This is a genomic window from Mesorhizobium sp. B2-1-3A, assembly GCF_006442655.1.
Classification (GTDB): Bacteria; Pseudomonadota; Alphaproteobacteria; order Rhizobiales; family Rhizobiaceae; genus Mesorhizobium.
Genome location: NZ_VFWK01000001.1, coordinates 267308 through 291797 on the forward strand (window position 1 = coordinate 267308; position 24490 = coordinate 291797).

The 24490-nt window shown below is 63.7% G+C and carries 25 protein-coding genes; 5 read left to right on the plus strand and 20 right to left on the minus strand.

Annotated elements, in window-relative coordinates; genetic code table 11:
- Window positions 1-36: 36 nt before the first annotated feature.
- Window positions 37-582, plus strand: coding sequence for a dTDP-4-dehydrorhamnose 3,5-epimerase family protein (locus FJ977_RS01445; RefSeq protein ID WP_140767914.1), 546 nt, complete (start codon window positions 37-39; stop codon window positions 580-582).
- Entirely contained in the window at window positions 518-1582 is a 1065-nt protein-coding gene (locus tag FJ977_RS01450; RefSeq protein WP_246682796.1) for a glycosyltransferase family 2 protein, read from the plus strand. The genes FJ977_RS01445 and FJ977_RS01450 overlap by 65 nt, the downstream gene beginning before the upstream one ends.
- Before the next feature lie 83 nt (window positions 1583-1665).
- Here the strand turns inward: FJ977_RS01450 and FJ977_RS01455 are convergent, their stop codons facing one another.
- From FJ977_RS01455 to FJ977_RS01530, 16 genes are all read right to left on the minus strand, one after another.
- Window positions 1666-3807 carry a sodium-translocating pyrophosphatase gene (locus FJ977_RS01455; RefSeq protein WP_140767915.1) on the minus strand — a complete coding sequence of 714 codons (2142 nt, stop codon included), beginning with the start codon at window positions 3805-3807 and terminating at the stop codon, window positions 1666-1668.
- A 263-nt stretch (window positions 3808-4070) separates the two neighbouring features.
- On the minus strand, window positions 4071-4820 hold the full coding sequence (locus FJ977_RS01460) for an ABC transporter permease (protein ID WP_056562481.1): 750 nt from the start codon (window positions 4818-4820) through the stop codon (window positions 4071-4073).
- Complete coding sequence (locus FJ977_RS01465; protein ID WP_140767916.1) at window positions 4817-5755, minus strand: ABC transporter ATP-binding protein; 939 nt, start codon at window positions 5753-5755, stop codon at window positions 4817-4819. The genes FJ977_RS01460 and FJ977_RS01465 overlap by 4 nt, the downstream gene beginning before the upstream one ends.
- Window positions 5752-6951, minus strand: a complete 1200-nt coding sequence (locus FJ977_RS01470; RefSeq protein WP_181179479.1) for an ABC transporter permease — start codon at window positions 6949-6951, stop codon at window positions 5752-5754. The genes FJ977_RS01465 and FJ977_RS01470 overlap by 4 nt, the downstream gene beginning before the upstream one ends.
- An 18-nt stretch (window positions 6952-6969) precedes the next feature.
- Entirely contained in the window at window positions 6970-7881 is a 912-nt protein-coding gene (locus FJ977_RS01475) for an ABC transporter substrate-binding protein (protein ID WP_140767918.1), read from the minus strand.
- A 174-nt stretch (window positions 7882-8055) separates the two neighbouring features.
- A complete protein-coding gene (locus tag FJ977_RS01480; protein WP_140767919.1) occupies window positions 8056-9273 on the minus strand; it encodes an MFS transporter in 1218 nt (405 codons plus the stop codon).
- Window positions 9270-9770: a transcription antitermination factor NusB gene (gene nusB, locus FJ977_RS01485; protein WP_056562492.1), complete on the minus strand. Its 501-nt coding sequence runs from the start codon at window positions 9768-9770 to the stop codon at window positions 9270-9272. The genes FJ977_RS01480 and nusB overlap by 4 nt, the downstream gene beginning before the upstream one ends.
- Window positions 9767-10261 carry a 6,7-dimethyl-8-ribityllumazine synthase gene (gene ribH, locus FJ977_RS01490; protein ID WP_056562495.1) on the minus strand — a complete coding sequence of 165 codons (495 nt, stop codon included), beginning with the start codon at window positions 10259-10261 and terminating at the stop codon, window positions 9767-9769. The genes nusB and ribH overlap by 4 nt, the downstream gene beginning before the upstream one ends.
- 81 nt (window positions 10262-10342) lie before the next feature.
- Window positions 10343-10618, minus strand: coding sequence for a type II toxin-antitoxin system RelE/ParE family toxin (locus FJ977_RS01495; protein WP_140767920.1), 276 nt, complete (start codon window positions 10616-10618; stop codon window positions 10343-10345).
- Window positions 10618-10878 carry a ribbon-helix-helix domain-containing protein gene (locus FJ977_RS01500; RefSeq protein WP_140767921.1) on the minus strand — a complete coding sequence of 87 codons (261 nt, stop codon included), beginning with the start codon at window positions 10876-10878 and terminating at the stop codon, window positions 10618-10620. Before FJ977_RS01500 ends, FJ977_RS01495 begins: the two co-directional genes overlap by 1 nt.
- Window positions 10879-10953: 75 nt before the next feature.
- On the minus strand, window positions 10954-11571 hold the full coding sequence (locus FJ977_RS01505) for a riboflavin synthase (RefSeq protein ID WP_140767922.1): 618 nt from the start codon (window positions 11569-11571) through the stop codon (window positions 10954-10956).
- 11 nt (window positions 11572-11582) lie between these two features.
- Window positions 11583-12713: a bifunctional diaminohydroxyphosphoribosylaminopyrimidine deaminase/5-amino-6-(5-phosphoribosylamino)uracil reductase RibD gene (gene ribD / locus FJ977_RS01510; protein WP_181179482.1), complete on the minus strand. Its 1131-nt coding sequence runs from the start codon at window positions 12711-12713 to the stop codon at window positions 11583-11585.
- A 2-nt stretch (window positions 12714-12715) separates the two neighbouring features.
- Window positions 12716-13195, minus strand: coding sequence for a transcriptional regulator NrdR (gene nrdR, locus FJ977_RS01515; RefSeq protein ID WP_056562515.1), 480 nt, complete (start codon window positions 13193-13195; stop codon window positions 12716-12718).
- 189 nt (window positions 13196-13384) lie between these two features.
- Window positions 13385-13963 carry a hypothetical protein gene (locus FJ977_RS01520; RefSeq protein ID WP_181179637.1) on the minus strand — a complete coding sequence of 193 codons (579 nt, stop codon included), beginning with the start codon at window positions 13961-13963 and terminating at the stop codon, window positions 13385-13387.
- A gap of 99 nt (window positions 13964-14062) precedes the next feature.
- Window positions 14063-15376, minus strand: a complete 1314-nt coding sequence (gene glyA, locus FJ977_RS01525) for a serine hydroxymethyltransferase (RefSeq protein ID WP_015318249.1) — start codon at window positions 15374-15376, stop codon at window positions 14063-14065.
- Between the two features lie 193 nt (window positions 15377-15569).
- A complete protein-coding gene (locus FJ977_RS01530) occupies window positions 15570-17213 on the minus strand; it encodes a Na+/H+ antiporter (protein ID WP_140767924.1) in 1644 nt (547 codons plus the stop codon).
- A 432-nt stretch (window positions 17214-17645) separates the two neighbouring features.
- Here FJ977_RS01530 and FJ977_RS36595 point away from each other — a divergent pair, with 432 nt between their 5' ends.
- Window positions 17646-18371, plus strand: a complete 726-nt coding sequence (locus FJ977_RS36595) for a helix-turn-helix transcriptional regulator (RefSeq protein ID WP_140767925.1) — start codon at window positions 17646-17648, stop codon at window positions 18369-18371.
- A gap of 62 nt (window positions 18372-18433) precedes the next feature.
- Here the strand turns inward: FJ977_RS36595 and FJ977_RS01540 are convergent, their stop codons facing one another.
- From FJ977_RS01540 to FJ977_RS01555, 4 genes are all read right to left on the minus strand, one after another.
- Window positions 18434-19687, minus strand: a complete 1254-nt coding sequence (locus tag FJ977_RS01540) for a murein L,D-transpeptidase (RefSeq protein WP_140767927.1) — start codon at window positions 19685-19687, stop codon at window positions 18434-18436.
- Window positions 19688-20037: 350 nt separating this feature from the next.
- Window positions 20038-20553 carry a winged helix DNA-binding protein gene (locus tag FJ977_RS01545; protein WP_013896002.1) on the minus strand — a complete coding sequence of 172 codons (516 nt, stop codon included), beginning with the start codon at window positions 20551-20553 and terminating at the stop codon, window positions 20038-20040.
- Between the two features lie 238 nt (window positions 20554-20791).
- On the minus strand, window positions 20792-21214 hold the full coding sequence (locus tag FJ977_RS01550) for a DUF6163 family protein (protein ID WP_056562528.1): 423 nt from the start codon (window positions 21212-21214) through the stop codon (window positions 20792-20794).
- Window positions 21211-22254, minus strand: a complete 1044-nt coding sequence (locus FJ977_RS01555; RefSeq protein ID WP_140767929.1) for an enoyl-CoA hydratase/isomerase family protein — start codon at window positions 22252-22254, stop codon at window positions 21211-21213. The genes FJ977_RS01550 and FJ977_RS01555 overlap by 4 nt, the downstream gene beginning before the upstream one ends.
- A gap of 184 nt (window positions 22255-22438) precedes the next feature.
- Between FJ977_RS01555 and FJ977_RS01560 the strand changes: the two genes are divergently transcribed.
- A complete protein-coding gene (locus tag FJ977_RS01560; RefSeq protein WP_140767931.1) occupies window positions 22439-23260 on the plus strand; it encodes a DUF2066 domain-containing protein in 822 nt (273 codons plus the stop codon).
- Between the two features lie 111 nt (window positions 23261-23371).
- Window positions 23372-24403 (plus strand): porphobilinogen synthase, encoded by a 1032-nt coding sequence (hemB, locus tag FJ977_RS01565; RefSeq protein ID WP_140767933.1) that lies wholly within the window; start codon window positions 23372-23374, stop codon window positions 24401-24403.
- Window positions 24404-24490 lie beyond the last annotated feature (87 nt).

The window sequence follows — 24490 nt, forward strand, 5'->3', positions numbered from 1 at the left end:
CCGTATCAAATCCCCCGGGCTTTGGGGTTTTTGAAAATGAGCAGTGGCGAACGCGTAGCGCCGGACGGCTGGATGGCCACCGGCACGTCTGACAGGCAAACCGTGACCTCCGACTGGCTTGCCATCGATCCTCCGGCAATCGACGGCGTCAGGGTCAAGGAAATCAGCCCTGTCGCGACGTCCAACGGCTATCTCACCGAGGTATTCCGGGACGAGTGGAATCTCGATCAGTCGCCGGTCGGCCAGGTCTTCCAGCGCACGATGTATCCAGGTGCGGTAACCGGCTGGCATGCGCATGAGGCGACACTGGATCGGCTCTTCTGCTGTGTCGGGAGCGTGCGCATATCGCTCTATGACGGCCGAAAGGCCTCGCCCAGCTTCGGCACTGTCTGGCACAAGATCGTCGGCGCGTTGCGACCGGCGATCGTCATCATCCCGCCCGGCGTGTGGCACGGTGTGACGGCGCTCGGGCCGGAGATCGCCCTGCTGCTCAATCTCGTCGACAAGGCCTATGCGTATGACGCGCCTGACCATTGGCGCCTGCCGCCGGACACCGATCACATCCCCTATAAGCTGGTGTAGCGTGGCGCGCCCCGGCCAGTCCGAGGCAGCCGGGCAGAAGTCGCCGCTCGTCTCGGTGGTGATCGCAACCCACGACCGCCCGGCCGCCTTGCGGCAAGCATTGCGCAGCGTCTTGGGCCAGACCCTGCAGGACTTTGAAATTCTGGTGATTGGCGACGCCTGCCGCCCCGACACGGCGGCGGTCATCGTTGAATTCGCCGATCCGCGCATCGTCTATATCAACCTGCCGGTCAATTTCGGCGAGCAGTCCGGCCCCAACAATATCGGCTTTGCCAGGGCACGCGGCCGGTTCGTCGCCTTGCTCAACCATGACGACCTCTGGTTTCCGGACCATCTCGCGGCAACCACGGGATGGATCGATGCGACCGGCGCCGACGTGGTGATCGCAAGGGGCGTCGTTGTCGAACCACCGCTGGTCGATGGCAAGCCTGTCAAGAACTCGATATTCGGGATCGGCAAGGACGGCTTCTACGATCCCGCGTCAACGACCGGGTTCGGATCGGCCCAGATTGTGCGGCGGACGGCGTTGGACTGGTTGGGGCCTTGGCGTCCGGCCAGTCAGTGCTTCTGCGAGTCATCGCAGGACTGGTTGTTCCGAGCTTGGCGAAAGGGTGCGGTCATCGCAACGATGCCGCATCTGACCGTGCTCAAGCTGCATTCCGGCAACCGCCGAGGCAGCTATGTCGAAGACCTGGCGACGGAACAGGAAGAGCTCGTCGCGGCAATGGAGACGCCCAACACCTTGCGTGTCAGAGTTCTTGCCGGTGCCGACGGACCGCCTCGCTCGACAAGAGCCACCTATCTCAGGCGCAGATTGCTCGCGGCTTGCGGCATCCACCCCAGGGCGCGGTCCTTCCGTCATCGACACAAACGTGGCGCATTCGTCGCGCTGCTGCGCGAGATTCGCGGCCTCCCGCCAATGCCCGAGCGCGAGCCGGGTGTGCGGGAACTGTCGGAGATCTACGGCAGCCGCCCGGATACGGACGCCAGCGGCGGTTGAGATCACGTCGAAGCCGACGCATTAAATGAAAAGCCCGCGGGGATCGCTCCCCGCGGGCTTTTTCGGACCACCGGCCCGGCCGGTTAGCCGTGCGCGAGCACGGCCAGCAGCAGGAGGGCCACGATGTTGGTGATCTTGATCGCCGGGTTGACCGCGGGGCCCGCGGTGTCCTTGTAGGGATCGCCGACCGTATCGCCGGTCACCGAAGCCTTGTGCGCCTCGGAGCCCTTGAGGTGCTTGACGCCGTCCTTGTCGGTGAACCCATCCTCGAACGATTTCTTCGCATTGTCCCATGCGCCACCGCCCGAGGTCATCGAGATGGCGACGAACAGGCCGTTGACGATAACGCCGAGCAGCGAGGCTCCGAGGGCCGCGAAGGCCGATGCTTTCGAACCGGAGATCAGCAGCACGCCGAAATAGACGACGAGCGGCGCCAGCACCGGCAGCAGCGACGGGATAATCATCTCCCGGATCGCCGCCTTGGTCAGAAGATCGACCGCACGCGCATAGTTCGGCTTGGACGTGCCTGCCATGATGCCCGGATCTTCGCGGAACTGCTTGCGAACCTCCTCGACGATAGCGCCCGCCGCGCGGCCAACGGCCGTCATGGCGATGCCACCGAACAGATACGGGATCAGGCCGCCGAAGATCAGGCCGGCGACGACGTAAGGGTTGGAGAGATCGAAGGAGATTTCACCCATGCCCTGGAAGTAGGGGTATTTGTCGCCATTGGCGGCAAAGAACTTCAGGTCGTTCGAATAGGCGGCAAACAGCACCAATGCGCCGAGGCCGGCCGAGCCGATGGCATAACCCTTGGTCACGGCCTTGGTGGTGTTGCCGACCGCGTCGAGCGCGTCAGTGGAGTGGCGCACTTCCTTGGGCAGGCCCGCCATTTCGGCGATGCCGCCGGCATTGTCGGTGACCGGGCCGAAGGCGTCGAGCGCCACGATCATGCCGGCAAGGCCGAGCATGGTGGTGACCGCGATCGCCGTGCCGTAGAGGCCGGCGAGCTGGTAGGTCGAGATGATGCCGCCGACGATGACGATGGCCGGCAACGCCGTCGATTCCAGCGAAATCGCGAGGCCCTGGATGACGTTGGTGCCGTGGCCGGTGACCGAAGCCTGGGCGATCGAGTTGACCGGGCGCTTGTTGGTGCCGGTGTAGTACTCGGTGATCACCACGATCAAACCCGTCACCACGAGGCCGATGAGGCCGCAGATGAACAGGTTCTTGCCGGTGATGACGATGCCGGCGACAGTACCGACCTCGCCCCAGCCGAGCGTTGCCGAAGTGGCGATGGCGAGGCCGACGATCGACAGCAGGCCGGTGACAATGAGCCCCTTGTAGAGGGCGCCCATGATCGAGCCGTTGGAGCCGAGCTTGACGAAGAAGGTGCCGACGATCGAGGTCAGGATGCAGGCGCCGCAGATGGCGAGCGGATAGAGCATCGCAGTCTGGAGAACGGCGGTACCGCCAAAGAAGATGGCGCCGAGAACCATGGTGGCGACGACCGTCACCGCATAGGTCTCGAACAGGTCGGCGGCCATGCCGGCGCAGTCGCCGACATTGTCGCCGACATTGTCGGCGATGGTGGCCGGGTTGCGCGGATCGTCTTCCGGGATGCCGGCTTCGACCTTGCCGACCAGATCGCCGCCCACGTCGGCGCCCTTGGTGAAGATGCCGCCGCCGAGACGGGCGAAGATCGAGATCAGCGAGGCGCCGAAGCCGAGCGAGACCAGCGAGTCGATGACGATACGGTCATTGGGCTGCAGGCCCATGGGACCGGTCAGGATCAGGTAGTAGATCGAGACGCCAAGCAATGCCAGGCCCGCCACCAGCATGCCGGTGATGGCGCCCGACTTGAAGGCGATGTCGAGACCGGCGGCGAGGCTGTTGGAGGCCGCCTGCGCGGTGCGCACATTGGCACGCACCGAAACATGCATGCCGATGAAGCCGGCGGCGCCCGACAGGACGGCGCCGATCAGGAAGCCGATCGCGGCGGTGATAGAAAGCAGCCACCAGGCGAGCAAAAGCACGACCACGCCGACGATGGCGATGGTGGTGTACTGGCGCGCCAGATAGGCTTGCGCGCCTTCGCGGATGGCGGCGGAGATTTCCTGCATGCGTGCATTGCCCTGATCGGACGCGAGAACCGATCGTGTCGCCCAGATAGCGTAAAGGACAGAAAGCAGACCGCAGGCGATGACGGCGTAAAGTATGGTCATTGCCAAATTTTCCTCGATTGTTGGCCCAAATGAACCCCTCCCTGGGCCGTTGAGACAAAGACCGGAATCCGCGCACGGAATCCACCTCTTCGCATCGGTGTATGCGAAACAGGGCTCGGAACGTCAAGATATTGTTCAGTTTTTGCCCGGCTTTCGCCCAAAAGACAAAGCCGCGACCACAATGCCCGCATGGGCCTTTCATTTAGATCGATTGAAATGACGCAAAGGAATCACTGCGGCAGGACCGCCGGCTCCCCTAAGGACTATTCCGCCTCGCGGCCCATCCGGCGTGCGGTGTAGCGTTCGACCGCCGACAGACCGTCATAGATCAGCACGGCAAGGGCCGCCACGATCAGGCCACCCTGCAGGATGAAGGCGAGGTTGTTGGACAACAACCCGGCGATGATCACCTCGCCCAGCGTCTTGGCGGCCACGGTCGAGCCGATGGTGGCCGTGGCCAGGCTGATCACCACCGACAGCCTGATGCCGCCCAGGATGATCGGCGCGCTCAGCGGCAGTTCGACCTTGGTGAGCCTTTGCCAGCCGGTCATGCCGGCACCACGCGCCGCCTCCATGACATTGGCCGGCAGCGTCGTCAGTCCGGTCAGGGCATTCTCGAAGATCGGCAGCAGACCATAGAGAAACAGCGCGATCAGCGTCGGCTTCTCGCCAAAACCGACAGCCGGCACGGCGAGCGCCAGCACCGCCACCGGCGGAAAGGTCTGGCCGATGTTGACTAGGCTGCGCGACAGCGGCAGGAATTCGGCGCCGGCTGGCCGGGTGACGAGGATGGCCAGGGCCACGGCAACTATGGTCGCGGCGACGGTGGCGATCAGCACGGTGCGCAAATGCAGCAGCGTCAGCGTCAGCAGGCTGCCTTGATTATAGATCGCGGGAGCGTTGTTTTCTGTCAGCGGCTTGAGCAGTGGCTCGAACCAGCCTGGACTGGTGACAAAGGCCACGAGCAACACCACCAGGGCAAGCCTCAGCAGCAGAGGCAGCCAGGCTTTCATGCCGGCCTCGCCGCGCGCTTGACCAGCCCGTCCACCGTGACGCGGCCGAGCGGTTTGCCGTCGGCGCCTTTTACCGGCAGCGCGGGCCGGCCCGACCACAGGAGTTCGGCCAGCGCATCGCGCTGGCTGGCATCACCGGGGATCGCCTCGCCATCGGCGGTGCCCTTTTCCACCGCGTCGCGCACCCGTCCGAGCGAGAGCAGCCTGAATGGCCTCTCGCTGGCGCCGACCAGGGTCTCGACAAAGCTGCTGGCCGGGTTTGCCAGGATCTCGGCGGGCTTGGCGTATTGCACGAGCTTGCCGGCATCCATGACAGCGATCTTGTCTCCCAGATGCACGGCCTCTTCCATGTCGTGAGTGACGAGAATGATGGTGGTGCCGAAACGCTTCTGGATCGCCAGCAGATCTTCCTGCGCCTTGGTGCGGATGATCGGGTCGAGTGCGCCGAACGGTTCGTCCATCAGGAGCACGTTGGGCTCGGCGGCGAGCGCCCGGGCGACACCGACGCGCTGCTGCTGGCCGCCGGACAATTCGTGCGGATAGCGCGGCCCGAACGCCTCGGGATCAAGCTGGTAGAGCGTCATCAGTTCATCGACGCGGGCCTTGATACGGGCCTTGTCCCAGCCGAGCAGCACCGGCACGGTGGCGATGTTCTGGGCCACGGTGCGATGCGGAAACAGGCCGTGGCCCTGGATGGCATAGCCGATGCTGCGGCGCAGTTCGTAGCCGGGCACCGAACGATTGTCGGCGCCGTCAAGCTTGATGATGCCGGCGGTTGGCTCGACCAGCCGATTGATCATGCGCAGCAACGTCGTCTTGCCGGAACCGGAGGTGCCGACGATGACGCAAACCGTGCGTGGCTCGATAACCATCGACACGTCGTCGACAACGGTGGTCGCATCATAGCGCTTGGTAATGCCCTCGATCTCGATCATGCCGTTTCAACCCTGCGCCTGGTGGCGGTCATTTCGATCACCGCATCGAGGATGATGGCGGCGGCGAAGGCGAGCGCGACCGTCGGCACCGCGCCAAGCAGCACCAGGTCCATCGCCGTCTGGCCAACGCCCTGGAAGACGAACACGCCAAAGCCGCCGCCGCCGATAAGCGCGGCGATGGTGGCAAGGCCGATATTCTGCACCAGCACGATGCGGATGCCGGTGAGGATCACCGGAAAGGCCAGCGGAAATTCGACACCGAACAGGCGCTGGCGGTCCGTCATGCCCATGCCGCGCGCGGCGTCGTTGGCGGCACGCGGCACGCCGGCGAGACCGACAACCGTGTTGGCCACCACCGGGAGCAGCGAATAGAGGAACAGGGCGACGAAGGCAGGTGCGGTGCCGATGCCGCGGATGCCGAGCGCGGCCGCTCCCGGCACATGTATGGCGACCCAGCCGAGCGGCGCGATCAGCAGGCCAAACAGCGCGATCGAAGGAATGGTCTGGATGATGTTGAGCACGTTGAGCACGCCGGCGCGCAGCTTTTCGACGCGGTGGCAGAGGATGCCGAGCGGCAGCCCGACGATCACTGCCGCGGCCAGCGAGCCAAGCGCCAGCGTCACGTGCTTGGAGCCTTCGGCCCAGAAACTGTCGGCACGGTTGGCGTATTCCTTGAGGATGGAAAGGTCGTTCCAGGCCCCCGACACCAGAAGCAGGCCGATCGCCACCGCGGCTGCGACCAGCACGCCGACGCGCGCCGACGGCGACAAATTCAGGCGCGTCAGCACGTCGGCCAGCAAGAGCGTGAAGGCAAAGATGAGAATCCAGAAACCGGAGGCCGGAGATACCCTGGCGAAGGTGTTGCCGGCCGGCGTCAAGAACGTGCCGGCGACGCCGATGAGCAGCGCCAGCGCGGCAAGCGCGACCACACCGGCGGCAAGGCGCAGCACAAGCGGTGTCCTGAAAAATGCTATGAGCGCGGCGACGACCACGATAGCCAAAAGCAATGGCCCGGCGGTTGCCGGCAGCGCCTCAAGAATCGAACGCGCCTGGCCCGGAACGATCCGGTTGGCGCGAAAGGTGGCGAAGGGGGCGAGGAACGCCGCATAGGCGGCGATCGCGGCGATGACCACGCCGAGCTTGTCGAAACGGATATTCACGCCCTCCCCCGCCGGTCGTTCCGGCGCGCCACGCATGCGGCGCGCCGGAATCGCCTACTTCAGAAAGCCGTTCTTCTTCAGGAAGTCCTCGGCGACGCCCTTGACCGGCTCACCGCCGACCTGCACGCGGCCGTTCAGCTCCTGCAGCGTGACGAGATCGAGCTTGGCGAAGACCGGCTTCAGCAGCGTCTCGATCTCGGGATGTTCCTTGAGCACGGATTCGCGGATGATCGGGGCCGGTTGGTAGACCGGCTGCACGCCTTTGTCGTCCTCGAGCACGACCAGGCCGGACGGCGCGATGCCGCCGTCGGTGCCATAGACCATGGCAGCGTTGGCACCGCTGGTCTGGTTGGCCGCCGCGGCGATGGTCGCCGCCGTGTCGCCGCCCGAGAGCGTGATCAGCTGGTCCGGCTTCAGCGTGAAGCCGTAGGTGGTCTGGAAGGCCGGAAGGGCTGCCGCCGAATTGACGAACTCGGAGGAAGCCGCCAGCACCACCTTGCCGCCGCCGGCGACGTATTTGCCGAAGTCCGACAGGGTGACGAGCTTGTTCTCGTCCGTCACTTCCTTGCGCAGCGCGATCGCCCAGGTGTTGTTGGCCGGCGCCGGCGACAGCCAGACGATCTTGTTGGCGTCATAGTCGAGCTTCTTGGCCGTCTCATAGGCCTTGGCTGCATCCTTCCAGACCGGATCATCGGCCTTTTCGAAGAAGAAAGCGGCGTTTCCGGTGTATTCGGGATAGATGTCGATCTCGCCCGCTGTGATCGCCTTGCGCACCACCGGCGTGCCGCCGAGCTGGATGCGGTCCGTGGTCTTGATGTTGTTAGCGTTGAGAACGAGCTGGATGATGTTGCCGAGCACGCCGCCCTCGGTGTCGATCTTCGAGGAGACGACCACCTGGGCACTGGCGGAAGCCGCCGTGATGCCGAGCGCGAGCGCCGCGCCAGCCAGAGCCTTGATTGAAAACATTGTGAAAATCCCTTGCTATGAACCGAAATACGGTGGCCGCATATGAGCATGGCCCAAACGCGGCGTCGGGGCATACGGTTTCATAAGAGTGGGTATCAGCGCAATAATTTTGTTCTGAAGCGGCGACTTCGACCGAAGCTATCCTGACAGCATCATGTCACGTCAGGGCGAGGCTCAGGCGTCGGATCTGCGCGGGCCCGTCAGCTTCAACGTACCAAGTGCCAAAAAGCACAGAACGGCGACCGGAAAGATCATCCAGTTCAGCATCTCCCAGCCCCAGGCGTTGTAGACCATGCCCGAAAGCAGCGACGCGCAGGCGACGGAGCCGAACAGGGCGAAGTCGTGAAAACCCTGCACCTTGCCCTTTTCCGACGGCCGGTAGCTGGCAGCGACCATGGCGGTGGCGCCTATGAAGCCGAAATTCCAGCCGAGACCGAGCAGGATAAGCGACGTCCAGAATTGCCACAGCGCCAGGCCCGACAAGGCTACCGCAGCGCAACCGATCAGCAGCAGCAAGCCAGTGGCAACGATGCGCTCGGCGCCAAACCGATGGATCAGCGAGCCGGTGAAGAAGCTCGGCGCGAACATCGCCATGACGTGCCAGGAAATGCCCAGCGTCGCATCATTCTCCGACAGGCCGCACCCGACCATGGCCAGCGGCGCGCCGGTCATGACGAAGCTCATCAGCGCATAGCAGCCGACGGCGCAGAACAGTGCGGCGACGAAGCGCGGCCTGGTGACGATTTCGGCCAGGGGCCTGGCATCGCCGCCGGCAACATCAACCTTGCTGGCGGCCTTTGCCGGAAGGCGCAGAAACGACAGGATAACGGCTCCGACCGCGGCAAGCGGCAAGATAGCGGCGAATGACCCCGCAAACATCACCGGCGCGAACAGTTCACGGGTGAAGATGACGATCTGCGGCCCAAGGATGGCGGTGACGATGCCGCCGGCCAGCACGAAGGAGATGGCGCGCGCCTTGAATTCCGGCGGCGCGTTGTCGGCGGCGGCGAAGCGGAACTGCTGGACGAAGGCACCGCCGACGCCGATCACGAGCAGCGCGAACGCGAACAGCCAGAAACTGCCGTGGAAAAGCGCCAGAGTGGCGATCAGGCCGCCAAGCGCGGTGACGACCGTTCCGGTCATGAAGCCACCGCGCTGGCCCAGCCGGCGGATGATGGCCGCGGCAGGCAAAGCGCCGAGCGCCACGCCAAGGTTGAAGCCGGTGACCGGCGCCGTTGCCAACGACTTGTCGGCGCCGAGCAGATATTGCCCGGCCAGTGCGCCCATGGAGATGGCTATCGGTGCCGCCGAGCCGATAATCGCCTGCGAGGCAGCGAGGATCAAAGCGGTGTGCCGCGCGTCCTTGCCCACCTCGACGGTGATGGCTGTCACGATGCGTCCTTGCCGCGCCCCTCGCCGCGCACCCGGCGTGACACGCGGTCGAGCACGGCATTGACCAGCTTCGGCTCGTCTTCCTCGTAAAAGGCCTTGGCGATATCGACATATTCCGAGACGATGACCGCCACAGGCACGTCTTCGCGCTTCATCAATTCATAGACGCCGGCGCGCATAATCGCGCGCAGCGTCGAATCGAGCCGAGACAGCGGCCAATCATCGGTCAGCGCCTGGCGGATGATTGGATCGATGGTCTTCTGGTTCTCGACGACGCCGGTCAGGATGGCGCGGAACCATTGCGCATCCGCCTCGCGGTAGAGCGCGCCGTCAACTTCCTTGCCAAGCCGGAACGCCTCGTACTCGGCGGTGATCTCGAAGACACCGCTGCCGGCGACATCCATCTGGTAGAGCGCCTGCACAGCGGCCAGACGGGCGGCACCGCGCTTGTTGGCGTGGCGTATCGCGGGCTGTCCGGGCGAAGCGGGTTCGCTCACGATCGCGCTCCCAATTGTTCCTTCAGAGCGATCATGGTCAGCGCCGCACGCGCGGCAAAGCCGCCCTTGTCGCCCTCCGAGCGCTTGGCCCGCGTCCATGCCTGTGCATCGTTCTCGGTGGTCAGGATGCCATTGCCGATGCAGACCGAGTCCTGCACGGACAGATCCATCAGCGCGCGGCTGGATTCATTGGCGACGATGTCGAAATGATAGGTGTCGCCGCGAATAACGGTGCCGAGCGCAACGAAGCCGTCGTAATTCGTGCCGCCTTCCGCCGCGCCATCCAGCGCGAAGGTGATGACCGCGGGAATCTCGAGCGAACCTGGAACAGTGATGACGTCATAGGTCGCGCCCGCTTCATCGAGCGCGCTTGTCGCGCCTTCGAGCAGCGCGTCGGCAAGGTCGTCGTGGAAGCGCGCTTCGACAATCAGCAGATGCGCCTTCGCCTTCGGACGAATGAAGGCTTTGCCGTGTTGGGATGTGCCTGCCATAAAAATCTCCGGGGGGTTGCCGGTGACTTAGGCCGAAGCCGGATTGATCGCAAGCGGAAGATTGTGGGATGGACGTCGGTCCTATCGATCCTCTCGCGTATGCCACAGGCGCAACACAGAAATTGTCGTGTCCTGTATTTCGTAGCGAATTTCGTAGCTGCCTACCAAAATGCGTCGCACCTCTCGTGGCTCGAACTCTTCCAGTTTCTCGCCGATACGCGGATACTCGAGCAACCGTGTCGGTGCCGCAGCAAGCGCCTGCACGGCGCGAGCGGCTGCCGGGCCATTTGCCGGCGCGAGAAAATCATAGAGCCGGACCAAGTCGGACAAAGCCTTGTTGGTCCATTTCAACTCCATCAACGAGGCACCGGCAGCGGCTTGTCGGTGCCAAGACTCTCAGCCCACGCCTGAACGGCCTGGTGGTCAATGACCCGTCCTGCATCCACATCGGCCAATGCTTCAAGCGTGAGCCGCCGGCGCTCCTCCTCCAAATCCACCCACGCGGAAAGAGCCTGTTTGACGATCCAACCGCGCGGGCGCTCAAGGCGAGCAGCTAGCTGATCTACCTTTTCGGCTAGCGGCAGCGGAACGTGAGCGGTGATTACTTTTGTATCCATCTGAGCCTCACAATCAGATTTAATCATAGCGATTAAAACTGATTAAGTCGAGGTCGAGGCTGAGGCCGGTAACACTCAAAGCCCCTCTTTCGCCGCCTCCGCCAGCCGCGCGGCGTAGCGGGCCATGGTGTCGATCTCGAGATTGACGCGGTCGCCGGCCTTGCGCTCACCCCAGGTGGTCACGGTCAGCGAGTGGTGGATCAACAACACGTCGAAGCGGGTGCCCTCGACCTTGTTGACGGTGAGCGAGGTGCCATCGAGCGCGACGGAGCCTTTTGGGGCGATGAATTTCGCCAGATGGCGCGGTGCCTCCAGCGTGAAGCGCACCGCGTCGCCCTCGTCCTTGCGTTCGACAATCTCGGCAGTCCCGTCGACATGGCCCGACACGATGTGGCCGCCGAGTTCGTCGCCGATCTTCAGCGCCCGCTCGAGATTGACCTTGGTGCCGGATTTCCAGCCCGAGGCCGTGGTCAGCCGCAAGGCCTCTTCCCAGGCTTCGACCTCGAACCAGCGCGCGTTCGAGCCATGTTCGGGCAAAGCCGTGACCGTCAGGCAGACGCCGCCGCAGGAGATCGAGGCGCCTATGGCGATGGTCTCGGGATCATAGGCGGTATCGATGCGCAGGCCGACGCCTTCACTGAGCGGCTTGACGGCCGCAACGGTGCCGATATCGGTGACAATTCCGGTAAACATCGATCTGATCCCTAGATGTCTCTTACCCATTCGGCGTAGCTGTCTTCGCCGAAGCGCATCTCGCGCAGCTTGCGAAAGCCAGCCGGGATATGGTCGGCATCGACCGGCGATGCAATGCCATCCTCGCCAATCGCCTCCGGTCCCTGGAACAACACGATGCGGTCGACCAGGCCCTCGTCCAGGAATGCCTTGGCGACCTGGGCGCCGCCTTCGACCAGCACGCTTGCCATGCCGAGCGCCGCCAGGTCTTCGAGCAGTTCCGGCAGCGCGACGACGCCGTCATGGGTTTCGGTGCCGATGAAGCGCACGCCGGCGCGTTCAAGCGCAGCGCGACGGTGCGGATCAGCCTCAAGACAGGCAGCGACATAGAGCGGCACCCGGTCGACACCGGAAACCAGCTTCGAGGCTTCCGGGAGCCGGATCTGACGATCGAGGATGATGCGCGCCGGCGAACGGTTTTCCAAACCCGGCAGACGCACGGTCAGAGCCGGATCGTCTTCCAGCGCCGTGCCGATGCCGATCAGGATGGCGTCCGACTCCGCGCGCATCAGATAGACGTCGCGACGCGCGATCTCGCCGGTGATCGCAACCTGGCCAGCGCCTTTCCTGCCGATCTTGCCGTCGCTCGAAAGCGCAAGCTTCAGCGTCACTTCGGGGCGTTTTCGCAGAGATCGAATCAAATAGCCCGCCATCTGCTCGGCGGCTTCCGCGGCCAGCACCTTCTCCACCACCTCGATGCCGGCGGCGCGCAAAATGGCATAGCCCTTGCCGGAGACGCGCGTGTCCGGATCGCTGGCGGCACCCACGACGCGCGCAATGCCGGCATTGACCAGCGCATTGGCGCAAGGCGGCGTGCGGCCGTGGTGGGCGCAGGGCTCCAAAGTGACGTAAGCCGTAGCACCCCGCGCGAGCTCGCCGGCCTCGGCCAGCGCCTCGGTCTCGGCATGCGGACGGCCACCGACCGCGGTGACGCCGGTGCCGACAATCATCGGCCCCGCGCCATCGTCACGCACGATGATCGTGCCGACCGACGGATTGGTCGAAGTCCTGCCCGCATTCCTGCGCGAAAGCCGCAGGGCCGCGGCCATGAAACGGCGATCAACGGCCGCTTGTCCGGCCTCGCTCAGTTGCGGTGCTGCCATGCTCAGCCGGCGTCCTCTTCAGTCTTGTCTTCGTCGCCCTTCAGTTCGCCCAGCAACTCGTGAAAGTCCTTGGCCTCGCGGAAATTGCGGTAGACCGAGGCAAAGCGCACATAGGCGACGTCATCGAGCGATTTCAACGCCTCCATGACCAGCCGGCCGACCTCGCCGGACGCCACTTCCGTCTCGCCGGAGCTTTCGAGCTGGCGCACGATGCCGGTCACCGCGCGGTCGATGCGTTCGGGATCGACATTGCGTTTGCGTACCGCGATCTCGACCGAGCGCAGCAGCTTGTCGCGGTCGAACGGCACTTTCCGGCCCGACTTCTTGACCACGACCAGATCGCGCAACTGCACGCGCTCGAAAGTGGTGAAGCGGCCGCCGCAATCGGGGCAGACACGACGCCTGCGGATCGCCGCGCCGTCCTCGGCGGGGCGCGAATCCTTCACCTGCGTATCTTCGGACTGGCAATAGGGACAGCGCATGAAAAGCCTTGGGTTCGCGAATCTGGTGAGGCGAAAGGCTTAGAGCCTTTCCGACCGGGATTGAAGCAGTTCCGTTTCTTCAGAGATAGCGAGGCGCGAGGAAGATTGCCAGCGCGGCAACCAGCCGGACGGCGATGCCGCCGGCGACGGCCAGGCGACAATCGACCTATTGCGGATCCGGCCGTCCGGTCACGGCGCGACGTCCTTGGTCGGAAAGCCGCAGGACGTGCCCAGGTTGCGGTAGGCCTTGGTGAAGCCGTCCATCGGGATACTGGCGAAAGCCTGCTTGCCGAAAGTCACGTCGAGCGAGACAACCTGGCGCATGGCACGCAGCAGCGCGAGACTGGTCTTGGCCTGGTTGTCGACCGTCCAGCTCGGGCGGCCGATGACGGCATCGTTGGAATAGACCGTAGCCGAAACCTTGACGCCGGGATCGCCAAACGTCGCCGCGATCTTCTTGCCGGTCGGCAACTCCTTGTTGTCGACAGTGAGCATGATGGCTGGATAGGCATCGGGCGGCAGCGCATCGCCGGTCGAGATCGACAAGGTCAGCGTGCCCGAATTGCCGTTCGCATCGAAGAACGCCGTCGAAGCCGCACAGGTCTTGCTCGCATCCTGGCCGGTGTCGAGCACATCGACGATGGTCGTCCATTTGCCGAAGGTGTTGGTAACCGGCGTCTCCGGAGCGAGCTGTGTCTGCGCGAAGGCGGACCCGCCAACGGCCAGCCAGCCGACAACGCCGAGCGGGGCGAGACGAAAATTGCGCATCATCAGGTCTCCAGTTCCATGCGTCACCCGATCAGGGGTGACGCACCGCCGGCGAATAAGAGATGACGCTTCGCGCCCGGTCAATCGAGATAAGGATGATCAACCGAGATAAGGATAGAGCGGAAAACGATCGGTCAGCGCCACGACCTTGGCCTTGACCGCCGCCTCGACCGCGGCATTGCCCTCGTCGGAATTGGCGACCTTGAGACCATCCAGCACTTCGGCGATCAGCTTGCCGATCTCGCGGAATTCGGCCTGGCCAAAGCCGCGCGTTGTGCCGGCGGGGGTGCCGAGACGCACGCCCGAGGTGACGAAGGGCTTTTCCGGATCGAAGGGAATGCCGTTCTTGTTGCAGGTGATGTTGGCGCGGCCAAGGGCTGCCTCGGCGCGCTTGCCGGTGGCGTTCTTGGGACGCAAATCGACCAGCATCAGATGGTTATCGGTGCCGCCTGAGACGATGTCGAGCCCGGTCTCCTTGAGGCTCGAAGCCAGCGCCTTGGCATTGGCGGCCACGCTCTCGGCATAGACCTTGAAGCTCGGCTTCAGCGCCTCGCCAAAGGCCACCGCCTTGGCGGCGATGACATGCATCAGCGGGCCGCCCTGCAGGCCGGGGAACACCGCCGAGTTCATCTTCTTGGCAATGTCCTCGTCGTTGCACAGGATCATGCCGCCGCGCGGGCCGCGCAGCGACTTGTGCGTGGTGGTCGTCACCACATGCGCGTGCGGCAGCGGCGACGGGTGCACGCCGCCGGCGACGAGGCCGGCAATGTGCGCCATGTCGACCATCAGATAGGCGCCGACCGCGTCAGCGATCTCGCGGAAACGCTTCCAGTCCCAGATGCGCGAATAGGCGGTGCCGCCGGCCAGGATCAGCTTCGGCTTGGTCTCATGCGCGGTCTTCTCGATCGCGTCCATGTCGAGCAGATGGTCGTCCTTGCGCACGCCATAGGAGACGACCTTGAACCATTTGCCGCTCATGTTCACAGGCGAGCCATGGGTAAGATGGCCACCGGAATTGAGATCGAGGCCCATAAAGGTGTCACCGGGCTGCAGCAGCGCCAGGAACACCGCCTGGTTCATCTGGCTGCCGGAATTCGGCTGGACGTTGGCGAAATTGCATCCGAACAGCTTCTTCGCCCGCTCGATGGCCAGTTCCTCGGCCACGTCGACGAACTGGCAGCCGCCGTAATAGCGCTTGCCCGGATAGCCTTCGGCATATTTGTTGGTCATGATCGACCCTTGCGCCTCAAGCACCGCGCGCGAGACGATGTTTTCCGAAGCGATCAGTTCGATCTCGTGGCGCTGGCGACCGAGCTCGTTACGGATGGCGCCGAAAATCTCCGGATCGGCGTCTTCCAGCGTGGTTTCGAAGAAGGATTCGAATTTATTCGACGCTGCCGCTGCTGTTGCCATGGCCTGAAATCCTCGGTTCGGGGGCAATTTGTTTATGCCTGCCGTTGCCCCAAAACCGCTGCACACTTTTGGGCGACACGCATTGCCGCGCCATTAACACAGTTGTTTTCGAGCCGCCACGTTTGCGGCGCGAAATTTGCTGGCCGGTTTGCGGCAGAGGTTGCAAATCCATGGGCCTTGGGCATCGCAGGCCCTATTTTCGTGACTGCCTGCCGTCCAGAAGAGCTTCGGTAAGCGTGATCTCGGTGAACAACGCCCGCGCGGTGTGATCGTTGATCTCGCCACGGCGAAGCATGGCGCGCAAGGCGTCGCGCTCGGCGGCGATGCCGGCGAGCCTCAGATCGATCTCCAGCCTCCCCGCTTCGCGCATCTCGGCGCGCGCTTCATCGGCCTCGTCAGCCGCCGCGATGCGCCGCCGGTAGGCAGCGACAATCCCGTTGGCGGCGGCGAGCCTGACGCCGGGCACATCGCCCTCCTCCTCATCGGTCTGTGCGATGCTTTCAAGGTGGGCGATCGCAGCCTTCGCCGCGCCGACACGCGCCATGCGTTCCTCGGCGGCGCCTGCGTCTTCACCTGGCTCGACCAGGCCGCGCGCGATGACGGGCAAGGCCAGGCTGGCGATCGCCAGGGAGCAGATGATGACGCCGGCGGCGAGAAAGATGACAAGGTCCCGCGCGGGAAACGGCGAGCCGTCCTGCAGGACCAGCGGCAGCGACAATATGCCGGCCAGCGTGATGGCGCCACGCACGCCGGCCACCGATCCGGCGAGCCGCACGCGCAGGCCGAATGGCTCGGCCTTGCGTTTGCCGAGCCGAGCCGCAAGCCCCGCCATGATGTCGCCAATCCAGATCCAGACGAAACGGAGCGCGATCAGGCACAAGGTCAGCGCCATCACGGTAAGCACCGGCTGAATGAGTGGATAGTTGCCGGTGAGTTCCGGTGGCACCTTGCGGATGATTTCGGGAAGCTGCAGGCCGAGCACGATGAACAGCGCGCCGTTGAAGACGAAGGAAAACGTTGTCCAGAGCGAGATCGTCTGCATGCGCGCCGACACACCAAGGAAGCGGAATATGCCGGTGCTCCCGGTCAACAGACCGGCGGTGACCGCGGCCAGGATTCCCGAAGCCTCGAAGTGCTCGGCGCCGAGATAGGCGACGAAGGGAAGCAGGATAGTGATCAGCACCTGCGCCTCGGCCGGCACGCCGCCGATGCGGCTCAGGAGTTGCAGCGCCTTGGCGGCGACGAACAATGCCGCCACCCCGGCCAGGATGCCGACCGCCACGGCGTAGAGGAAACTCAGCGAGGCCTCGGCGAAGGAAAAACTGCCGGTCAATGCCGCCGCGACGGCAAAGCGGAACATGACCAGCCCCGAAGCATCGTTGAGCAGCGACTCGCCTTCCAGAATGTGCATCAGCCGCGCCGGGACCACGCTCTTGTCGACGATCGAGGAGACGGCCACCGCATCGGTCGGCGACAGCACCGCCGCGAGCGCGAAGGCAACGACCAGCGGAATGCTCGGCACCAGCCAGTGCAAGGCATAGCCGAAGCCGACAATGGTGAAGAAGACGAGGCCAATGGCAAGGTCGAGGATGGGTCTGCGCAATGCCATCAGCTCGCGCTTGGGCGCGCCAAAGGCATCACTGAACAGCAGCGGTGGAATGAACACCAGCAGGAACAGTTCCGGATCGATCTCGATATGGATGCCGCGCACCGGCCATGCGAGCGCGGCGCCCATCGCAATCTGCAGGATCGGCAACGGCACCCGCACCAGCCGCACTAGCGCGCCGGAAACGGCGACGAAAACGAGCACGGCGAGGACAAAGATGGCGGCTTGCATGGTGCGATTCCGGCTGTTTCGCGAACCATGCGCAATCGTCGACCTCGCGTCCAGACAGCGCCGGCGCGACGACGGCCGAAGGGCGGGCCGGGTTCAGGGCATGAGCGAACCGACCGCATGGCAAAGCATGCCGTTAATGTCAGAAAGAAAGCCGGCACCTGGCGTCAACGCGAGGCTGCCTAGGGGCACCAGGTGGCCGGCCGCACGCCAGCCCCCCGCGGTCGACGTGCGTATGCTGGGGCGCCGATGTCCAGACATTCAGACGTGGATGCCGAAAGCGAGCGCCGCTCCCTTCCTGGATACGCTGGTATATTCCCGCATCAACCTCCCGATGGCGCGAGGTTGACAGGTGGCTTTCGCCAGGTAGCAGCCTTGCGGGTCATATGCGGTTGTGCCACCGTGCACCACGGCTGGCGAGCGGGGGTTCGATCTATGCTGTCGCGGATCATGGCACATGCCGAACCGGCCCTGGCGTCGGAAACGGCCGAGGATGCAAGCATCGCTTATTTCGCGGCGATGGAAACCTTCGGCGCTTCCTATCTGCAGACCCGCCTCTATCGAAGGCCGGCAGCGACGCTGACGTCGGCCAGCCATTGGGCGGCCGGCGGCTTCATCACCCGGCTGGCACCGGCGGACTGGCCAGGCAGCCCTGCGTTCGACTATGTGTGCTTCGAGTGCAACCCGCTGCTGGGCGCGATCCGCGAAAGCCGCACGCGCTACCGGTTCTCCGACTTTGCTCCGCGCAACCGCCCACAGTTCGGCGTCTATTGGGAAGCGCTCGGCGAGGCTGGGATCAATGATGCGCTGTGTTCCACCTCCTACGGCGCCGATGGCGCCATAGCCTCGCTGCATCTCGGCTTCCACGAGCGTGAATTCACGGCAGAAGAGAGTTTTGCCATCCAGATGGCCGGTCTCGTGCTGACGGAACGGCTGATGAACCTGACAACGCCACCGCCCGCCGCCATCGTTCGGCTGACGGTGCGCGAGCGTGATGCCCTGGCGCTTGTCGCCGAAGGCAAGACGGATTGGGAAATCTCGGTCATTCTCGGCATTGCCGAAGCGACCGTGCGCTTCCATGTCGACAATGCCAGGCGCAAGCTCGGCGCCGTCAATCGCGCGCAAGCGGTGGCGCGGCTGGTTAACCAGCGCTTGATTTAACGACGTTTTCGCCAAACAAAAAAGGCGCCTGACGGCGGCTTTTCGTTATGAATATCAAAGCCTTACAGAGAAGATGTAATCTGCAACTCGCTGGCGCCGTCCAGCGCGTAGACGTCGTCACGGAACTGGACCACGCCAGGTCCTGTCGACCAGGCCGAGAGATAGAGGAAGTGCACCGGCACCGGATTAGTGACCTGGATCGGCGTGTTCTGGCCGGTCTTGATCGCCGCCTCGAAATGCTGACGGTCCCAGCCGGGGGTGTCGCGCAAGATCCAGGTTACGAGATCGCGCACGTTCTGGACGCGCACGCAGCCCGAGGAATCGAAGCGCATCATCTTGCCGAACAGGCTCTGCTGCGGCGTGTCGTGCATGTAGACGCCGTCCGGGCTCGGGAAGTTGATCTTGACCGAGGCCATGGCGTTTTCCGAACCGGGATCCTGGCGGAACCGGTATTTGGCGGCATCATCGGTCGACCAGTCGACGTTCATCGGATCGACTTCGCTGCCGTCCGGCGCGAACAGGCGGATATGGCTGTTCTTCAAATAGTCGGGATCCTTCCGCATCAGCGGAATGATGTCCTTGCGCACGATCGAGACCGGCGCGTTCCAGTACGGGTTGACGATGATCTCGTTGATCTTGGAATTGACGATAGGCGTCTGGCGATCGATCTTGCCGACGATCGCCGTGTGGCGAAGCACGACGCGGTCGTTCTCGACCGCTTCGACCTGCGCCGCCGGAATGTCGACAAGCACATAGCGGCTGCCCAGCGTGCCGGCCTTCTCCTTCAGCCGCTGCAGATTGGTTTGCAGCTGGCCAAGCCGGACCTGCGCCGAAACGTTCATCGCCGCATAAGTGTATTTGCCCATCGAGCCGTCGGCTGGCAGGCCATGACGCAGCTGGAAGCGCTTGACCGCCGAGTCGACATAGGAATCGAAGGCCGTCGAAATACCGGCGCTCTGCGAAAGGTCGCCAGCGACCATAAGCCGCTTGCGCAGCGGCACGACATCGGGATCATCGACTCCGAGTTGCAGCTTCTTGGTCGCGGGGACTTCCACCCAGCCGCCCTGCCCGACAATGTTCTGATATTGCGCGACCGCCTGCTCCGTGAACGCAACGGTCTGCGGGCTGAAGATAGGCAGCGTCGAAGCCACTTTGCCACCTTCGCTGGCGCGAGCGTCGAACTGGTCGTCCCAATTGCCGCGTGCGGAAGATTTCAGAATATCCCCGATCACATCCTGCGCGCTCGCACGGCCGGCCACCATGGCGGCGGCGAGCAACGAGGCTCCGGAAAGGAAAAAGCGGCGGCTGGTTTTCATGGACGTTCCAGACATAGGTAGCGGTTCGATCACTTGCTGCGTCGATCATCGGGCGATCTCGCCCGCACTCTAAAATTGGCAATCTTAACAATTAGCCAACCATGGCCCGTATCACGTTGGCGAGAAACGCACGAGGCGCGATACGGTTGCGGGTGGACGCATGGTCTTCACGACAGCATCACTGCCACCCTCGGTTCCACTGGAATATGGCGGCAACGTGGCCTTGTGCCCAAATCGGCCGGGCCGGTGCTCCGAAAAGAAAGGGACCGATGCTTTTCGGCACCGGCCCTGACTGAAGGTCGCTATTTCGGCCGCGCTTCTATGGCGCGGGCCAGATCTGATGCGGCGCCTTACATCCGATAGGCGATCGTGTCGTTCCAGAAGCGGTCGAGCCGCTGCAAGGCGCGGTTCATCTGCTTGAACTCGTCGGTGTTGATGCCGCCGACCTGCTCGATCGAGCCGACATGGCGCTCATAAAGACCGGCGACGACGTCCGCCACCTCGTTGCCCTTCGGGGTCAGCGAGACGCGGACCGAACGGCGGTCGATGCGCGAACGCTGGTGGTTGATGAAGCCGAGATCGACCAGCTTCTTCAGATTGTAGGACACGTTCGAGCCGAGATAGTAGCCACGCGAGCGAAGCTCGCCGGCGGTCAGCTCGGAATTGCCGATATTGAACAGCAGCAGCGCCTGGATGGCATTGATGTCGGACCGGCCGTTGCGGTCGAATTCGTCCTTGATCACGTCAAGCAGACGGCGGTGCAGCCGCTCGACGAGCTGCAGCGATTCCATGTAAAGCGAACGGATAGCCTCGCGGCGATCGTCGGAAACGTTGGCGGTCTTCGCCGCCGGACGCGAATTGATCATTGTCTTTGCCTCTCGTTTGTCGCCCTGGTGATTTTTTGTTTTTCACCTTGATCGCGACACTATCGAATACTCATAAAATTCGACTTAAACGCTAGGGCTAACAAGAGCTTACCGGTAACAGGTTTCGAAAGAGGCTTAACGAACGGTCACCCGAGCAAGGATAATTAACCTAAAGGCTTAGGCAATGATCGCGAGGCCGGATCGAGGTGGCCGCGAAGTCGTCAATGGCGGCAAGAGCTTAGTGCCGCGCGGGGCGTTTCTGCAGGTAGATGACGACGCGAAAGACGATGTAGAGCAGCGCCACCGCCGCATGCGAGACGACGATCAGCAGCCGATGGCCGAAAAGCTCGGGAAAGCCGGCGTACATGACGGTTTCGGTGACCGCGCAGATGAACCAGATCACCGGGCCCCAGGAGGCCAGCATCCAAAGCCCCGCCGCGGCGAAGGGGAAGAACACGGCGAGCATCACCGCCGCCACCTGCCAGTGCACCGGCATCAGGTCGAAGCGCCAGAGCGATCCAGGGTAAAAGCCGATCAGCTTGATCCAGTACAGGATGCCGAACAGCAGGCAGTAGCCGGCGATGACGCGCTGGAACCAGGCGAAGATGACCTCGACCGTCGACGGCTGGAGTACGACGCGTCGCGACGTCACCTCGCTCATAGCGGGAGTTCCCGTTCACCGAGCGGAGCGAAATAGGCCTCGACATCCACCTCGCCGACCTCATCGAGGGTTGCCGGCCGCCATTGCGGCTTCGACCCCTTGTCGATGATGGCGGCGCGGATGCCTTCGTAGAAATCGTGGCCGGCAAGCATGCGGTTGAGGATGCGGAATTCCATCTTCATGCACTCGTCCATCGACAAGGTCTGCCCGGCGCTGATCTGCCGCCAGGCGACGCGAAGGCTGGTCGGAGAGCGCATGCGGATCGTCGCCAGTATCTTGGCCGCGAATTCATCGGCGCCCGACGCGCGGTCCAGGCTGTTGAGAACATCCTGCAGCGACGGTTGGTTGAAATGGCGCGATATCGCTTCGAGCGTCGGCCTGTCGGTCTCCCGCTTTGCCTGGACAAAGAAACCGCGCAGCACCGATTCCGGATCGCCGGTCAGCACCAGCCGATCAAGGAAGCTGGCCTGGTCTTCGGCCTTGATCGTGTGGGTGGCCAGCCCCGACCACAGCGCGTCGCCATAGCGGATGCGGTTGCCGGTCAGGGCCAGATACATGCCGAAGGAGCCGCCAAGGTCGGGCAGCAGATGGCTGGCGCCGACATCGGGGAAGAAGCCGATACCGACCTCCGGCATGGCGAACTGGGCATTCTCGGTCATCACCCGGTGCGAACCGTGAAAGGAAATGCCGACACCACCGCCCATGACGATGCCGTCGATAAGGGCGACATAGGGTTTCTTGAAGCTGTTGATGCGGGCGTTCAGCCGATACTCATCGGCAAAGAACTCGACCGGCGGCTTTCCGGCCCGGCCGGCCTCGTAGATATGCAGGATGTCGCCACCGGCAGAAAACGCCCTGCCCTCGGCCTTGACAAGGACGACGTCCACGCCGTCATCGCGCTCCCAGGCATGCAAGGCCTTGCCCAGCGCCTTGACCATGCGATGGGTGACGGCATTGAGCGCCTGCGGCCGGGTCAGCGTCACGAGACCGGCCCTGCCCAACCGTTCGAAGCGAATTTCGTCGCCCCCACCAAAATCCATCGCCAGAGAATCCTTCCCCCGCGCCTGCGGGACTGAAGTGCTAAAGGCGGCGAATGGGTGCGTCAATGGCGGCAGCCTCTCCACCACAGCCTTGGCGGCCAGCAGTGAGCAATGCTACGAAGATCGCTGCCGTTGCAAGCGACGCGCCGATACTGCGCGCAGGCGGATTTGGGGACAGTTGGCCATGTCCGGATTTCTTCGTCCCGCACTGTTGACGATCGGGCTCATGATCGCAGGCCTTGCACCGCGCGCCGCGTTCGCCGTCACGACCGACGATCTCTACCAGTCGCGGACCATCGTCACCGGCCAGGGCGAAGAGAACCGCCAGATAGGCTTCAGGGATTGCCTGGACCGGGTCCTGGTCAGGGTTTCAGGCGATCAGCGGCTGCCGAAAAAGCCGGAAATGCTGGCACTACGCGACAAGGCCGGCGATTTCATCGACAGCTTCCGCTACCATGACCGGCTGGAAGGCATTCCGATCCATGACGAGCAAGGCACGCATGACCGGCCGCACGATCTGATTTGTCTCTACAAGCCGGCCACGGTCAACAAGCTGCTGGCACAGCTCGGCAGCAGGCCTTGGCTTGGCGAGCGACCGACGCTTACCGTCTTTCTCACCGCCGAACAGGGCGCTCAGTATTTCATGCTCAGTGCCGAAGAGAAGCGTGGCGAGACGATGCGCGAGTCTTTCGCCAATGCCGCCGATCCGCTGTTGATGCATGTCGCGTTTCCGAAGGCGGCGCAGTTGGCAGAGCTCGGCAAAAAAGGGCTAAGCACCGACGACATGGCAAGGCTGGATCTGCTGGCCAAACAGACCGGTGGCGCGCAAGCGCTCTCCGGCAGCATCGTATGGAGCGACAAGGAGCTCGGCTGGATCGCCGATTGGCGACTGGCCGATCACGGCAAGACCTATCGCTGGCAGATCCGCGGCGTCAGCTTCGACGAGGCGTTCCGTGTGGCAATCGGGGGTGCCGCACAGATTCTCTCCGGCAATGGGCAGCCCTGACCGGATAGGCATGGCGGGACCGTGCCCCCTTCCGCCGGCCTGGCACAATCGTGTCGCATTGGTCAGCACCAAGGGCTCGTGGTAAAAGCCGCCGAAAAGAGAGTTTTGGCCATGAACAAATTCACCCCGACAAAGCCAGCCGGCGCGCGCAGCGTCGACGACATCACCGGCAGCCGCCGCCTGCGCCGCATGCGCAAGGCCGACTGGTCGCGCCGCCTGGTGCAGGAGAACCGGCTTACGGTCGACGACCTGATCTGGCCGATCTTCGTCGTCGAGGGCAAGGATGTGCGCGAGCCGATCGCGGCCATGCCCGGCGTCTTCCGGCTGTCGGTCGACCTTGCCGTCAAGGAGGCCGAACGGGCGGCAAAGCTCGGCATTCCGGCTCTCGCCACCTTCCCCAATGTCGACCTGGCCTTACGCGACCAGACCGGCTCGCACATCCTCGACCCGGAAAACATCATCAATCGCGCCAGCCGCGCGATAAAGGACGCGGTGCCCGGAATCGGCATCATCACCGACGCCGCGCTCGACCCGTTCACCAGCCATGGCCATGACGGCATCCTGCGCGACGGCATCATCGTCAACGACGAGACGGTCGAGCAGGTCGCGGCTGCGGCCGTCATCCAGGCGGCCGCCGGCGCCGACATCATCGCGCCTTCCGACATGATGGACGGCCGGATCGGCGCCATCCGCGACGCGCTCGACGCCAACGGTTTTCAGGACGTGGCGATCATGTCTTACGCGACGAAGTTCGCCTCGGCCTTCTACGGCCCCTATCGGGAGGCGGTCGGCACCGCCGGGCTGCTCAAGGGCGACAAGAAGACCTATTACATCGACCACGCCAATTCCGACGAGGCGGTGCGCGAGGCCGAGCAGGACATCGCCGAGGGCGCCGACATGCTGATGGTCAAACCAGGCCTGCCCTATCTCGACATCATCCGCCGGCTGAAGGACGAATTCCAGATGCCGACCTTCGCCTACCAGGTGTCGGGCGAATATTCGATGATCAAGGCCGCGGGCGCCAATGGCTGGATCGACGGCGAAAAGGCGATGCTGGAGAGCTTGCTTGCCTTCAAGCGCGCCGGCTGTGATGGGATCCTGACCTATTTCGCGCCTGAGGTGGCGGAGATGCTGAAGGGGTAGCTTGCACCAAACCTGAACGAGGAAGCCGCCGAAGCCCGGCGATGCGGGGTATTAGCACCGTTATCTTTGTTTTGAACGATCGTTCCC